We start from the raw sequence: 13279 nt of genomic DNA on the forward strand, positions 1-13279 counted from the left end.
CGGTCCGTCATCACCAGCTGCACCTCCACCGGCTGCACCTGCCCGACCTCCAGCCCGGCCAGCAGCCGCACCGCCGTATCGGCCGCCACCGCCCCCACCCCACGACCCCCGGGAGGCTCGTCGGGGCACTGCCCGCCGACGACCGCCCGCGCCCGCGCCTGCACCGCCGTGTACGCCCCGACCACGTCCCGCAACGGGGCCAGCACGCTCAGGTACGCCATCCCGTCCGGCGCCGGCCGCACCGACACCCGCCGCGACCGCGCCGCCGCCTCCACCCGGGCCACCACCGACGCCGCATCCAGCTCGGCCGCGACCCGGCGCGCCGCCCGACCCACCGCCCGCGGCGACAGCGACCCCAACACCGGACCCAGCCGGGCATCGACCTCCGCCCGGTCCTCCCGCGACAGGGTCGCCGTCTCGCGGACCACCTCCAGGGCGTGCCGCTCCCCCACCACCCCGTCGGTCAGGCACCGCATCGTCGCCGGCAGCTCCTGCACCAGCGCCCGGGACACCCCGACGAACCGGTCACCCAACGTCGGGGACTCCCGCCGCGCCAACCCCACCTCCGACCCCACCGACCGCCGCGCATCCCGCGGCGCCGCGTGCTCGCGCGACCCGCGCACCGCCTCCACCGCCCGCGCCTGACACGCCGACGCCGCCCCCTTCAACCGCTCCAGCTCACCCACCAACGCCAACCGGTCACCATCCGACAACGACCCGACATCGATGCGCGACAACGACTCCCGCACCCCCGCCACCCCAGACACAACAGAACCACCGACCGGCACCCGGTCGGCGACCTGACTGCGCATCCCCTCCATGAACCAAACCTAGACGCGACCACCGACAGGGGTCCGGAGCCAGAAACCAGGAGCTCAGGACAGGACGCCGGCGCCCGCGCGGAGCTCGAAGACGAGCTGGGTCTCGGTCCCGCGTACGACCTTGTGGTTGGTGACGTGGTTGAGGACGAGGTCCCGCAGCGCCTGCGAGTTCCGGACGGCCACGTGGAGGTGGAAGTCGTCGGAACCGGCGACGTGGTAGGCGCGGATCACGCCCGGTGCGGCGACGAGATCGTCGTACAGCGCGTTCACGAGGTCGCGGTTGTGGCTGCCGAGCCGCACCTTGATGATGGCCTGCAGCGGGAATCCCAGGGCCTCGTGGTCGAGGTCGGCGTGGGTGCCCCGGATGGCGCCGCTCTCGCGCAGGGCCCGGATGCGGTAGGCACAGGTGGACTCGGCGATCCCGAGCCGGTGGGCGAGGGCCTTGTTGGTGGTGCCGGCGTCGGTGTAGAGGGCACGCAGGATCGCCCTGTCGAGATCGTCCGGGGACTCCCGGGACGCACCCGAGGGTTGTGCTTCGCGCAAGGTGCCCTCCGTCGGGCCGGGCCCTGATTGCTCAGGAACGCGGATTTCGGCGCTTGTGTTAGCGAGATGGTGAGCATCGTAGCGAAACCTTGCGTCTACGCTCATCCTGCTGGCATGGACCTCAGCCACCTCCATCCCGACTCCGCCGCGGTGCACGCCGGTCGCCAGGACCTCCGCTCGCTGGGCGTGCACGCTCTCCCCATCGACCTCTCGTCGACGAACCCGCTCCCCGACATCGAGCGGGGCGGCGACTCGTACGAGTCGATGGCGCTGGGCGGGCACCCCCTGGAGGACGGGGGTGCCGTCTACGCCCGGCTCTGGAACCCGACGGTCGCGCGCTTCGAGAGCGCGCTGGCCGGGCTGGAGCACGCCGAGGCGGCCGTCGCGTTCGGCTCGGGCATGGCGGCGATGACGGCCGCGGTGCTCGCCACCTCCGCCCCCACGGGGCGGCGCCACGTCGTGGCCGTCCGCCCCCTCTACGGCGGCACGGACCACCTGCTGGCCTCCGGACTGCTCGGGGTCGAGGCGACCTTCTGCGAGGAGGACGAGGTCGCGGCCGCCGTGCGGCCCGACACGGCCATGGTCGTGGTCGAGACGCCCGCCAACCCGACCCTGCGGCTCGTCGACATCGCCGCGGTCGTGGCCCAGGCCGGGTCCGTCCCGGTGCTCGTCGACAACACCTTCGCCACGCCGATGCTGCAGAACCCGATCGACCACGGCGCCGCGATGAGCCTGCACAGTGCGACGAAGTACCTCGGCGGGCACGGGGACGTCATCGCGGGCGTCATCGCCTGCAGCGAGGACACGGCGCAGGCGCTGCGCCGGGTCCGAGCCGTCACGGGCGGGCTGCTGCACCCCCTGGGCGCCTACCTCCTGCACCGCGGGCTGGCGACCCTGCCGCTCCGGGTCCGCGCACAGCAGGCGACGGCGGTCGACGTGGCCGCCTGGCTGCGGACCCACCCGGCCGTCGCGCACGTGCACTACCCGTCGGCGGACGACCCGCGCGGGCTCGTCGGCACCCAGCTGCGGGGTACCGGGGCGATGATCTCGATGACGCTGCACGGCGGCTACGACGCGGCTGCGCAGGTCACGTCCGGGGTCGAGCTGTTCACCCACGCGGTGTCGCTGGGCGGCGTCGACTCGCTCGTGCAGCACCCCGCGGCCCTGACCCACCGCCCCGTCGCCCCCGAGGCGCGGCCCTCGGCCAGCCTCGTCCGGCTCTCGATCGGGCTCGAGCACGCCGAGGACCTGATCGCCGACCTCGACCAGGCCCTGGCCGGTGGCCGCACCCGAGCCCCGTCGACGGCACGGGCCGCGGACCTGACCCCGGTCGGCTGACCGGCCCGCGCGGTCGCGTCAGCGCCGCTTGACGAGCTCCTCGACGATCTGGACCGCGTTGAGCGCCGCACCCTTGCGCAGGTTGTCGCCGACGACGAAGAGGCTGAGCCCCTTGCCCTCGGGCGCCGACTGGTCGACCCGGACCCGGCCGACGAAGACCTCGTCGCGCCCGGCGGCCTGCAGCGGGTTGGGCACGTTCGTCACGACCACCCCGGGGGCACCGGCGAGGACCGCCACCGCCTCCTCGGGCGTGATGTCGCGCTCGAACTCGGCGTGGATGGCCAGGCTGTGGCCGGTGAAGACGGGCACGCGCACGCACGTCCCGGACACCCGGAGCTCGGGGATGTGCAGGATCTTGCGCGACTCGTGCCGCAGCTTCTGCTCCTCGTCGGTCTCGAGGCTGCCGTCGTCGACAATGGACCCCGCGAGCGGGACGACGTTGAAGGCGACCGGCACGGCGTACACCTGCGGGTCGGGCAGGGCGAGCGCCGAGCCGTCGAGGGCGAGGTCCTTGGGGTCCCCGGCCGCGTACCCGGCCTGCAGCTGGGAGTCGAGCTCGGTGAGGCCCTTGCCGCCGGAGCCCGACACGGCCTGGTAGCTGCTGACCTGGAGCCGGACGAGCCCGGCGAGGTCGTGCAGTGGCCCGAGCACCGGCATCGCGGCCATCGTCGTGCAGTTCGGGTTGGCGACGATGCCCTTGGGGATGGTGTCGAGGTCGTCGGGGTTGACCTCCGCGACGACGAGGGGGACGTCGGGGTCGCGGCGCCACGCGCTGGAGTTGTCGATGACGACCGCACCGGCCTCGGCCACCCGGGGGGCCCACTCCTTGGAGGTGGCACCGCCGGCGGAGAAGAGCGCGATGTCGAGCCCCGAGAAGTCGGCCGTCGCGGTGTCCTCGACGGTGACCTCGCGCCCGTCCCACGGCAGCGTCGACCCGGCGGACCGGGCCGAGGCGAAGAAGCGGATGTCGTCGACCGGGACGTTCCGCTCGTGGAGGAGGGCCCGCATGACTGTGCCGACCTGACCGGTGGCTCCGAAGACTCCGATGCGCATGGGACCGAGTCTAGGGACGTGCCTGCGGCGCGGCCCGCGCGCCCGGCATGCGGGCGGGTCACGGCGGCCGGGGTGGCGTGGCCGGGAAGTCCCCACCCCTGGGACGATCTTCCCGGCCACGCCCGCATTCTCCGCCCCGGAGGTATGGCGCGCCCATCGGCCACCGTCATCGGCCGCCGTGACTCGGGACCACTCTGGGGGGCGCCGGGGCCAGCGCACCAGTCCCGTTGCGAGAACTCGCAACGTCGGACCCGCGGACTACAGTGCAGGCGGCAGGACCGGCCGGGGACCAGCATGACCGGGGAACAGCATGAGGGGAGGGAGGACGCCGTGAGCACCGTCGGGAGCGGGCCATGGCCCCCCAGCACCGCCACGTTCTTCGACGAGACGGCGGCGCTGATGCTCGCCGGAGACCCGCGGGTCCGGCTCCTGGGCCCGGTCTCCGAGGCACCCGAGCACCTCGACCGCAGGGCGGCGCAGGTCAGTACCAGCGTGTGGAACATGCAGACCACCGTCGGCCTCCGCACGGTGTGCGCCCAGCTGCGGGCGGTTCGGCTCCACCCCACCGGCCCACCCGACTCCCGCTACGTGGCGCCACTGACGGCCCTGCAGGCCTGCCCGCTCCTCCCGAGCGTCCATCCCAACGTCCGGGTGCGGTCGGTGCCGGGCGCCGTGCTCATCACCGACGAGGAGCACGCGTTCCTCGCCGGCCCCCCGGGCACCCGGCTCGCCGAGACCATCTGGGCCACCACCGACCCCGGCCTCGTCACGTGGGCCTGCCAGGTGTTCCGCACCCTCTGGGACACCGCACGCCCGGCGAGCGAGGTGAGCACGCGGCCGGTGCTGCCGCCGCGGCGCGCGGAAGTGGCGATGCTCCTGGCCGACGGCGCGAGCGACCTCGAGATCGCCCAGGCCCTCGGCATCAGCGCGCGCACCGCCTCCGCGGAGGTCCGTCAGGTCATCGACTGGTGCGGCGCCCGCAGCCGCGGCCACGCCATCGCCGTCATCGTCGGGGCCGACCGATGACCGCGGCGGAGCCGCCCGAGCACGAGCTCGGCCAGCGCGAGTTCTTCCGCTGGGCGCACGCGCTGGTCCTCGCCGGTGACGAGCGGTTCGTCAGCGTCGGCCCGGTCGACGCCACGCTCCGGCAGGGCCTGGACGACCTCGCCGCGTCGGTCCGCCGCAGCGTGTGGCACCTCACCTACCTCCCCACCTGGGGCCAGGTCCGCAGCGCCCGGCGGCTCGCGGCGGTCGCCTCCCGCGGCGGCATCGACGGCCGGTACGTCACGGACGTCCGCAGCCTCGAGCGCCTGCCGATGCTCACGAGCCACCACCACACCGCCCGGGTGTCCCACGTCGTCGCACCCCTGCTCGTCGTCGACGCCCGCGTCGTCTTCATCGGGGCGCCGCGCGGCCACGAGCTCGCCGCCCATGCCTGGCGCAGCACCGCCCCGGCGGTCGTCGGTGCGGCCGTCCGGTGCGTCGAGACCGTGTGGGCCTCCTCGACCCCGGCCGTGCCGCCGGGTCAGGACCCGCCGTTCACCCGCCGCATGGTCGACATCGGCTTCCTCCTCACCGACGGCTCGACCGACGTCGACATCGCGCGGCAGCTGGGCGTGTCGGCCCGCACCGTGTCGGCCGACGTCGCCGAGATCGTCCGCCGGCTCGGCGCCCGCAACCGGGCCCACGCCATCGCCCTCATCGGCGGCGGCACCTACTGACCCCACCGGCCCCGGCCGGTGCCGGGCGTCGCCCTCAGAACCCGAGCCGCTGCAGCTGCTTGGGGTCGCGCTGCCAGTCCTTGGCGACCTTGACGTGCAGGTCGAGGTGCACGCGCTGCCCCAGCAGGGCCTCGATGCCGCGCCGGGCGGTGGTGCCGACCTCCCGCAGCCGCGACCCGCCCCGGCCGATGACGATGGCCTTCTGGCTGTCCCGCTCGACGAACACGTGGACCCGGATCTCCAGGAGCGGGTCGTCGTCGGGGCGGCCCTCGCGCGGCACCATCTCCTCGACGACGACCGCCAGGCTGTGCGGCAGCTCGTCGCGCACCCCCTCGAGCGCAGCCTCCCGGACGAGCTCGGCGATCATGACCGCCTCGGGCTCGTCGGTGAGGACGTCACCGGGGTACAGCGGACCCGGCGAGGGCGGCAGGTGCTGCGACAGGAGCCGCGCGACGTCGTCGACCTGGTCGCCACGGGTCGCCGAGCACGGCACGATGGCGGCCCAGTCGCCGAGCTGGTCGATCGCGATGAGGTGCTCGGCCAGCCGCTGCCGGTCGACGGTGTCGGACTTCGTCGCGATCGCCACGACGGGGGTGCGCTTGGCGGTCATGATCTCGGTGAGCTCGGCTGCGATGAACTGGTCGCCGGGCCCGACCCGCTGGTCGGCCGGCAGGCAGAAGCCGATGACGTCGACCTCGAGCAGCGTCTCGCGCACGAGGTGGTTGAGGCGCTCGCCGAGCAGGGTCCGCGGCCGGTGCAGCCCCGGGGTGTCGACGAGGATGAGCTGGCTCTGCTCGGTCGTGACGATCCCGCGGATCGTGTGCCGCGTCGTCTGCGGCTTGCTCGAGGTGATCGCGACCTTCTGGCCGACGAGGGCGTTGGTCAGCGTCGACTTGCCGGCGTTCGGCCGCCCGACGAGGCAGGCGAAACCCGCGGTGTAGCCGGGGCCCGGCGCGGCCGGCCCGTCGGCGGTCTGGTCCGTGCTCATCCGACCCGCTCCTCCAGCTCGTTCTCGGCCGATGCCGGGACGACGCGCTCCACGACCACCGTCGCGACGCGGTGGCGCCGACCCGACATCCGCTCGGCCGTGAGCCGCAGCCCGGCGACCTCGCAGGTGGACCCCAGGATGGGGACCATCCCCGTCGTCTTGCCGATGAGGCCGCCGACGGTGTCGACCTCGTCCTCGTCGAGGTCGAGGTCGAACATCTCGACGAGGTCGTCGATGTGCATCGACGCGGCCACCCGGGTCCGCCCGTCGGGCAGGACCTCGACCTCGGGCGCCTCCCGGTCGTACTCGTCGGTGATCTCGCCGACGATCTCCTCGATGATGTCCTCGATCGTCACGACCCCGGCGGTGCCGCCGTACTCGTCGACGACCACCCCGAGGTGGGTCTGCTCGAGCTGCATCTCGCGCAGGAGCGCGTCGACGGGCTTGCTGTCGGGGACGAACCGGGCCGGGCGCATCAGCTCGGTGACCGGCAGCGACTCCGCCTCGGGGTCGGCGTTCATCCGGCGGATGACGTCCTTGAGGTAGAGGATGCCGACGACGTCGTCCTGGTCCTCCCCGACGACGGGGATGCGCGAGTAGCCGGAGCGCAGGAACAGCTTCATCGCCTGCCGGCACACCCGGTCGTCGTCGATGGCGACCATGTCGGTGCGAGGCACCATGACCTCGCGGGTGTAGGTGTCGCCCAGCTCGAAGACGGAGTGGATCATCGCGCGCTCGTCGGCCTCGATCAGCCGGTTCTCCCGGGCGACGTCGACGAGGTCGCGCAGCTCGGACTCGCTCTCGAACGGGCCGTCGCGGAAGCCCTGCCCCGGCGTGACCGCGTTGGTCAGGGCGATGAGGAGCCGCGAGAACGGCCCGAGCACCCGCCGGAGCCAGATCGTCATCGGCGCCGCGAGCAGCGCCACCCGGGTGCTGTGCTGCCGCCCGAGCGTGCCCGGCGAGACACCGACGATGGTGAACGAGATGAGCGCCATGATGCCGACGGCCACGAGGAACGGCCGGACCGTGCCCCGGACGGCGTCGACCGCGGCCAGGGTGACCATCACGGCCACCGTCGACTCGGCGATGACCCGCAGGAACGACAGGACCGACAGGTAGGCCGCCGTGTCGCCGACGACCCGGACCAGGGCGGTCGCTCCGGGACGGCCTTCGTCGGCGAGCTCCTCGGCCCGGACCCGGGACATCCGCGCGAACGCGGACTCGGCCATCGAGATGAGGAACGCGAGAGCGGTGGCGAGCACCGCGGCAAGGACGAGCGGGAACATGCGGGCCCCGCTCAGGCGCCCGCGCGACCGCGGGTCGCGAGGAAGGTGAGGAGCAGCTGACGCTGGAGCTCGAACATCTCCTTCTCCTCGTCGGGCTCGGCGTGGTCGAAGCCCAGGAGGTGGAGGAGGCCGTGCGTCGTGAGGAGCAGGAGCTCCTCCTCGGTGGCGTGGCCGGCGGTGCGGGCCTGCTGCGCGGCGACGGCCGGGCACAGCACGATGTCGCCGAGCACGCCCTCGGTGGGGGGCGACCCGTCGCGGCCGGGCCGCAGCTCGTCCATCGGGAAGCTCATGACGTCGGTGGGGCCGGGCAGGTCCATCCACTGGACGTGGAGGGTCTCCATCGCGGCCTCGTCGACGAGGCGCAGGCACAGGTCGGCCTGCGGATGGACCCGCATCTGCTCCATGACGTAGCGGGCGCAGGCGACGAGCTCGAGCTCGTCGAGGGCGAACTCGGTCTCGTTGAGGACGTCGATGCTCATCGCGACGGCCGGTCCCGCTCGGCGCGACGGGGGCCGCGGCCCTGCTCGCGGGCGTCGCGCACGGCGTGGGTCTGCCCGCGCTGCTGGTGCTCGTCCCACCGGCCGTAGGCGTCGACGATGTCGCCGACGAGCCGGTGCCGGACGACGTCGACGGCGGTGAGCTCGCTGAAGTGGACGTCCTCGATCCCGCCGAGGATGTCGCGCACGATGCGCAGGCCGCTGATGGCGCCGCCGGGCAGGTCGACCTGGGTGACGTCGCCGGTGACGACCATCTTGGAGCCGAAGCCGAGGCGGGTGAGGAACATCTTCATCTGCTCGGGCGAGGTGTTCTGGGCCTCGTCGAGGATGATGAACGCCCCGTTGAGCGTGCGCCCGCGCATGTACGCCAGCGGCGCGACCTCGATGGTGCCGGCGGCGAGCAGCCGCGGGATGGAGTCGGGGTCGACCATGTCGTGCAGCGCGTCGTACAGCGGCCGCAGGTAGGGGTCGATCTTGTCGTTGAGGGTGCCGGGGAGGAACCCGAGCCGCTCCCCCGCCTCGACCGCCGGGCGGGTGAGGATGATCCGGTTGACCTGCTTGGCCTGGAGCGCCGCCACGGCCTTGGCCATCGCGAGGTAGGTCTTGCCGGTGCCCGCGGGGCCGATGCCGAAGACGACGGTGTTCTCGTCGATGGCCTCGACGTAGCGCTTCTGCCCCAGGGTCTTGGGCCGGATCGTGCGGCCCCGGTTGGACACGATGTTCATCGTCAGGACGTCGGCGGGGCGCTCGACCGTCTGGGCGCGGAGCATCTGGATGGAGCGCTCGACGGCGTCGCGGTTGAGCGGCTGGCCGCCGTCGATGACGACGAGGAGCTCGTCGAGGAGCCGCTCGACGAGGGCGACCTCGGAGCTCGGCCCGCCGATGTGGAACTCGTTGCCGCGGACGTGGATCTGCACGAGCGGGAACTGGCGTTCCATCGTGCGGAGCAGCTCGTCGCGGGGCCCGAGCAGGCTGACCATCGAGACGTCGGCGGGGATGGTGACGGTGTGCTGGGGCACGTGGGGCTGCGTGGAGCCGGTGCTCGCGGGCACGACGGGCTCGTCGGTGTGGGGCTCTGTCATCGTGGCCCCAGTCTACGGGCCGACGGCGACGCCGGGCATCCCGGAACCGGGCTGGTCAGCCGGGCGGCCAGGTGAGCTCGCGACCACCGATGACGTGCAGGTGGGCGTGGAAGACGCTCTGCTGGGCGGCCGCCCCGGTGTTCGCGACGAGGCGGTAGCCGGGCAGGCCGGCGTCGGCCGCGATCCGCGCGGCGAGGCCCACCGCGTCGGCGAGCTCGTCGGGCGACGCCTCGCCGAGCGAGCCGACGTCGGGGACGTGGCGCCGCGGCACGACGAGGACGTGCGTCGGGGCCTGCGGGTCGAGGTCGCGGAAGCCCACGGAGTGCTCGGTCGACGCGACGACCTCGGCCGGGATGTCGCCGGCGACGATGGCGCAGAAGATGCAGTCCTCGCTCGTCTCGCTCATGGCTGCGACCCTAGCGGGCCCGGGTGTGGAGCCGCCGTGTCAACCTTCCAGGTGACTCGGGCGTCTCTGGGGCATGACAATGGCTGCCGTGGACGAGCGCCGCGGGGCGGACCTCGCGATCGGCGAGCTGTACGCCGATCACGCGCGCGGTCTCGTGCGGCTCGCGTGGCTGCTGCTGCACGACGAGCAGGACGCCGAGGAGGTCGTCCAGGACGCGTTCATCGCGGTGCACCGCCATTGGGACGGAATGCGGGACCACGCGGCCGCCACGGCGTACCTCCGGCGCGCCGTCGTCAACGGGGCCCGGTCAGCGTTACGCCGCCGCGGGGTCCGGGAGCGGTACGCCGCGTCCCTGGCCCGGGACCGGGACACGTGGTCGGGGCGGGGCCCCGACGACGTCGTCATCGACGTCGAGACCGGGAACGAGGTCGCGGCGGCCCTGTCGGCCCTCCCGCAGCGGCAGCGGGAGGTCCTCGTCCTGCGGTACTACCTCGACCTCGACCTGACGCAGACAGCGGCCACCCTCGGCATCACGGTCGGGTCGGTCAAGACACATGCCCACCGCGGTCTCACCGCGTTGCGGGCGGGATGGGAGCGGTGATGGACGACCTCGAGACCCGGCGCACCGAGGACCGCCTGCGGGTGGCCCTGCGGACGCGGGCCGCCCGGATCGACCCGCCGAACCGGCTCGACGACATCCTCGAGGCCGTCGAGTCCGGCCGTGGGCGGCGGCGCTGGGCGCAGCCCCTCGCGGCCGCTGCCGCGGTGCTCGCCGTCGTCGGCGGCCTGTGGGCGGTCGCCGCCCCCGACCCCCCCCGGCCCCCGGCACCGGCGGCCTCGAGCCCGACCGGTCCGGCCCCGACGACGCCGGCGCCGAGCGCGTCCCCCTCACCGTCCGCGTCCCCGAGCCCCACCGCCACGCCGACCGGCCCCGGGGCCCTCACCACGGTGCCCGTCTACCTCGTCACCCCGGAGCTGCCGTCGAACCCGGCCCGGGGCTACGGCCTGCGCCGGTCCTGGCTGCCCACGTCGGCGACGCTCCCCGAGGACCGGCTGCGGGCGGCCGTCGACGAGGCGCTCGACGCGGAGGTGGAGGGCCTCGACGCCTCGCCGTGGGAGGGCGTCGACGTGACCGCCGTGGCGATCACCGCCGACCGGCTCGAGGTCACGCTGTCCGGGCGGCCCCGCTCCACCGGTACCCCCGTGGACGACCTCGCCCTCGCCCAGGTCGGGTGGACGGCGCAGGCGGTGCACGGTGCCGGGAACGTCCCCGTGCGGGTCGTCGCCGACGGCGCCGAGCTGGGGGTCGTCATCCGGCCGCCGGCCGAGGAGTGGTGGAGCGTGCTCACCGACGTGTGGGTCACCGAGCCCGGCGCGGGTCAGACCCTGCCCGCCGACCGGCCGGTGACGGTCCGCGGCGAGGCCTCGGTCTTCGAGGCGGCCCTCTCCTGGGAGCTGGAGTCGACGAGCGGCACCCGCACGGGTCACGTCACCGCCTCGGCGGGCGCACCGGCCCGCGGCACCTACGAGATCGACCTCGGCGAGCTCGCCCCCGGCACGTACACGATCCGGGTCTCGTCACTCAGCGCGAAGGACGGGGCGGTCGACCTCCAGGACGCGGTGACGTTCGAGGTCCGCTGAGCACGGCGGGCGCTCAGCGCCAGCGGGACGCCGCGCTGAGGACGGCGAGAGCGGCCGGGCCCGCGCTCGAGGCCCGTAGGACGGTGCCGCCCAGCCGCACCGCGGTGGCACCGGCGGCGGTGAAGGCCTCGACCTCGGCCGGGGTGATGCCCCCTTCGGGACCCACGACGACGACGACGTCGCCGGCGGCGGGCAGCCCCGCCCCGGCGAGCGGCACGGAGGCGTCCTCGTGCAGCACGAACGCGGCCGCGGCGGACCCGATGCGGGCCGCGACGTCGGCTGTCGACGCGGCCGGTGCCAGCACCGGGCGGCGGGTACGACGGGACTGCTTGGTCGCGGCGACGAGCACCGCGTCCCACTTGCGCAGCGACTTCTCGCCCCGCTCACCCCGCCAGCGGACGATGCTGCGGTCGGCCTGCCAGGGCACGACCTCGTCGACCCCGCACTCGGTGGCGGCCTCGATGGCCTGGTCGTCGCGGTCCCCCTTGGCCAGGGCCTGGACGAGGACGAAACGCGGGGACGGCGGCGGCTCGGTGCCGGCCGACTCGACCCGGACGTCGAGGGTGTCCCGGCCGAGCGCGACCACCTCGCCGGTGACCCCGACCCCCGCCCCGTCGGCGAGCACGACCCGCTCGCCCACCCGGGTGCGTCGGACGGCGACGGCGTGGCGCCCCTCGGGGCCCTCGAGCCGCACGACGTCGCCCGGCCCGCGGCCGGCGAGCGCCTCCGGAGCCGTGAGGTAGACGGGCAGGCTCATCGGGGTCGCCGGGTCAGCGCGGCTGCTTGAAGGCGTCGCGCAGCTTGCCGAACAGGGTGCCCTCGGAGGGGTTGGCGACGTGGCCCTGCGGGCGCTCCTCGCCGCGCATCGTCGCCAGGCTGCGGAGCAGGTCCTCCTGGGCGGCGTCGAGGCGCGTCGGGGTGTGCACGATGGTGTGGACGACGATGTCGCCGCGCCCGCCCCCGCGCAGGTGCGTGACCCCGAGGCCCCGCAGCGTGATCGTGTCGCCCGACTGCGTGCCGCGGGCGATGTCGAGGTCGCGGCTGCCGTCGAAGGTGTCCATCGCCAGGGTCGCGCCGAGCGCGGCCGCCGTCATCGGGACCTCGATCGTCGCGTGCAGGTCGTCGCCGCGTCGCTGGAACACGGGGTGCCGCCGCACCGCCACCTCGACGTACAGGTCGCCGGCCGGGCCCGCGCCGTGACCGACCTCGCCCTGGCCCGCGAGCTGGATGCGGGTGCCGGTGTCGACCCCCGCCGGGACCTTGAGCGTCAGGGTGCGCCTGGTGCGGACCCGGCCGTCGCCGGAGCACTCGTAGCAGGGGTCGGTGATGAGCTGGCCGAAGCCCTGGCAGGTCATGCAGGGCCGGCTCGTCATGACGTTGCCGAGGAAGCTGCGCTGCACCTGCTGGATCTCGCCCCGCCCGGCGCACACGTCACACGTCCGCGTCGAGGTGCCCGGCTGCATCCCCTCGCCGTGGCACGTGCCGCACTCGACGGCGGTGTCGACGGTCAGCTCCTTCTCGGCGCCGAAGACCGCGTCGGCGAGGTCGATGTCGAGCCTCAGGAGGGCGTCCTGGCCGCGCGAGCGGCGGGACCGCGGGCCGCCACCGGCGCCGGCACCCTGCCCGCCGAAGAACGCATCCATGATGTCGCTGAACGAGAAGCCCTGGCCGAAGCCGGCCGCCGCCCCCGCGTACGGGTCCGAGCCCATGTCGAAGGCGCGGCGCTTCTCGGCGTCGGAGAGCACGTCGTAGGCCTGGGAGACCTTCTTGAACTGCTCCTCGGCCTCGGGGCTCGAGTTGACGTCGGGGTGCAGCTTGCGGGCGGAGCGGCGGTAGGCGCGCTTGATGTCCTCGGGGCTCGCGTCTCGGGCGACCCCGAGATCGGCGTAGTAGTCGTTCACGA

The 13279-nt window shown here is 74.1% G+C and carries 15 protein-coding genes; 5 read left to right on the plus strand and 10 right to left on the minus strand.

From position 1 onward, the window contains the following. Together Q0963_RS13410 and Q0963_RS13415 are read right to left on the minus strand one after the other, a co-directional pair. Nucleotides 1-821, minus strand: an 821-nt coding sequence (locus Q0963_RS13410) for a DUF222 domain-containing protein (RefSeq protein WP_299446778.1), incomplete at its 3' end; no start/stop codon positions are given. Nucleotides 822-875: 54 nt separating this feature from the next. Continuing rightward, the gene (locus tag Q0963_RS13415; protein ID WP_299446780.1) at nucleotides 876-1364 is read right to left on the minus strand and encodes an Lrp/AsnC family transcriptional regulator; all 489 of its coding nucleotides are present in this window, start codon (nucleotides 1362-1364) and stop codon (nucleotides 876-878) included. Between the two features lie 114 nt (nucleotides 1365-1478). On the opposite strand from Q0963_RS13415, the gene Q0963_RS13420 reads away from it, so the two are divergent. Continuing rightward, a complete protein-coding gene (locus Q0963_RS13420; protein WP_299446783.1) occupies nucleotides 1479-2702 on the plus strand; it encodes a PLP-dependent aspartate aminotransferase family protein in 1224 nt (407 codons plus the stop codon). A gap of 18 nt (nucleotides 2703-2720) precedes the next feature. Here Q0963_RS13420 and Q0963_RS13425 read toward each other — a convergent pair whose 3' ends face one another. Next, nucleotides 2721-3755, minus strand: coding sequence for an aspartate-semialdehyde dehydrogenase (locus Q0963_RS13425; protein WP_299446787.1), 1035 nt, complete (start codon nucleotides 3753-3755; stop codon nucleotides 2721-2723). A 330-nt stretch (nucleotides 3756-4085) separates the two neighbouring features. On the opposite strand from Q0963_RS13425, the gene Q0963_RS13430 reads away from it, so the two are divergent. Both Q0963_RS13430 and Q0963_RS13435 read left to right on the plus strand, forming a co-directional pair. After that, nucleotides 4086-4781 (plus strand): helix-turn-helix domain-containing protein, encoded by a 696-nt coding sequence (locus tag Q0963_RS13430; protein ID WP_299446790.1) that lies wholly within the window; start codon nucleotides 4086-4088, stop codon nucleotides 4779-4781. Beyond that, nucleotides 4778-5476, plus strand: a complete 699-nt coding sequence (locus Q0963_RS13435; RefSeq protein WP_299446793.1) for a LuxR C-terminal-related transcriptional regulator — start codon at nucleotides 4778-4780, stop codon at nucleotides 5474-5476. The genes Q0963_RS13430 and Q0963_RS13435 overlap by 4 nt, the downstream gene beginning before the upstream one ends. Before the next feature lie 34 nt (nucleotides 5477-5510). On the opposite strand, the gene era is transcribed toward Q0963_RS13435, so the two are convergent. Genes era through Q0963_RS13460 form a run of 5 tightly spaced genes read right to left on the minus strand, consistent with a single transcriptional unit; the run spans nucleotide 5511 to nucleotide 9735 of the window. Further along, nucleotides 5511-6464, minus strand: a complete 954-nt coding sequence (era, locus tag Q0963_RS13440) for a GTPase Era (RefSeq protein WP_299446796.1) — start codon at nucleotides 6462-6464, stop codon at nucleotides 5511-5513. Continuing rightward, entirely contained in the window at nucleotides 6461-7750 is a 1290-nt protein-coding gene (locus Q0963_RS13445) for a hemolysin family protein (RefSeq protein WP_299446798.1), read from the minus strand. The genes era and Q0963_RS13445 overlap by 4 nt, the downstream gene beginning before the upstream one ends. An 11-nt stretch (nucleotides 7751-7761) precedes the next feature. Next, nucleotides 7762-8229 (minus strand): rRNA maturation RNase YbeY, encoded by a 468-nt coding sequence (gene ybeY, locus Q0963_RS13450; RefSeq protein WP_299446800.1) that lies wholly within the window; start codon nucleotides 8227-8229, stop codon nucleotides 7762-7764. Beyond that, nucleotides 8226-9329 (minus strand): PhoH family protein, encoded by a 1104-nt coding sequence (locus Q0963_RS13455; protein WP_299446802.1) that lies wholly within the window; start codon nucleotides 9327-9329, stop codon nucleotides 8226-8228. Before Q0963_RS13455 ends, ybeY begins: the two co-directional genes overlap by 4 nt. A 55-nt stretch (nucleotides 9330-9384) precedes the next feature. Beyond that, nucleotides 9385-9735 carry an HIT domain-containing protein gene (locus Q0963_RS13460; protein WP_299446804.1) on the minus strand — a complete coding sequence of 117 codons (351 nt, stop codon included), beginning with the start codon at nucleotides 9733-9735 and terminating at the stop codon, nucleotides 9385-9387. 88 nt (nucleotides 9736-9823) lie between these two features. Here Q0963_RS13460 and Q0963_RS13465 point away from each other — a divergent pair, with 88 nt between their 5' ends. Both Q0963_RS13465 and Q0963_RS13470 read left to right on the plus strand, forming a co-directional pair. Further along, entirely contained in the window at nucleotides 9824-10336 is a 513-nt protein-coding gene (locus Q0963_RS13465) for an RNA polymerase sigma factor (protein WP_299446806.1), read from the plus strand. Beyond that, entirely contained in the window at nucleotides 10336-11376 is a 1041-nt protein-coding gene (locus Q0963_RS13470) for a Gmad2 immunoglobulin-like domain-containing protein (RefSeq protein ID WP_299446808.1), read from the plus strand. The genes Q0963_RS13465 and Q0963_RS13470 overlap by 1 nt, the downstream gene beginning before the upstream one ends. Nucleotides 11377-11389: 13 nt before the next feature. On the opposite strand, the gene Q0963_RS13475 is transcribed toward Q0963_RS13470, so the two are convergent. Next, the gene (locus tag Q0963_RS13475) at nucleotides 11390-12133 is read right to left on the minus strand and encodes a 16S rRNA (uracil(1498)-N(3))-methyltransferase (RefSeq protein ID WP_299446811.1); all 744 of its coding nucleotides are present in this window, start codon (nucleotides 12131-12133) and stop codon (nucleotides 11390-11392) included. Nucleotides 12134-12146: 13 nt separating this feature from the next. Continuing rightward, nucleotides 12147-13277, minus strand: a complete 1131-nt coding sequence (gene dnaJ / locus Q0963_RS13480) for a molecular chaperone DnaJ (RefSeq protein WP_299446813.1) — start codon at nucleotides 13275-13277, stop codon at nucleotides 12147-12149. Nucleotides 13278-13279 lie beyond the last annotated feature (2 nt).

Source organism: uncultured Phycicoccus sp. (assembly GCF_947495705.1).
Taxonomy (GTDB): domain Bacteria; phylum Actinomycetota; class Actinomycetes; order Actinomycetales; family Dermatophilaceae; genus Phycicoccus.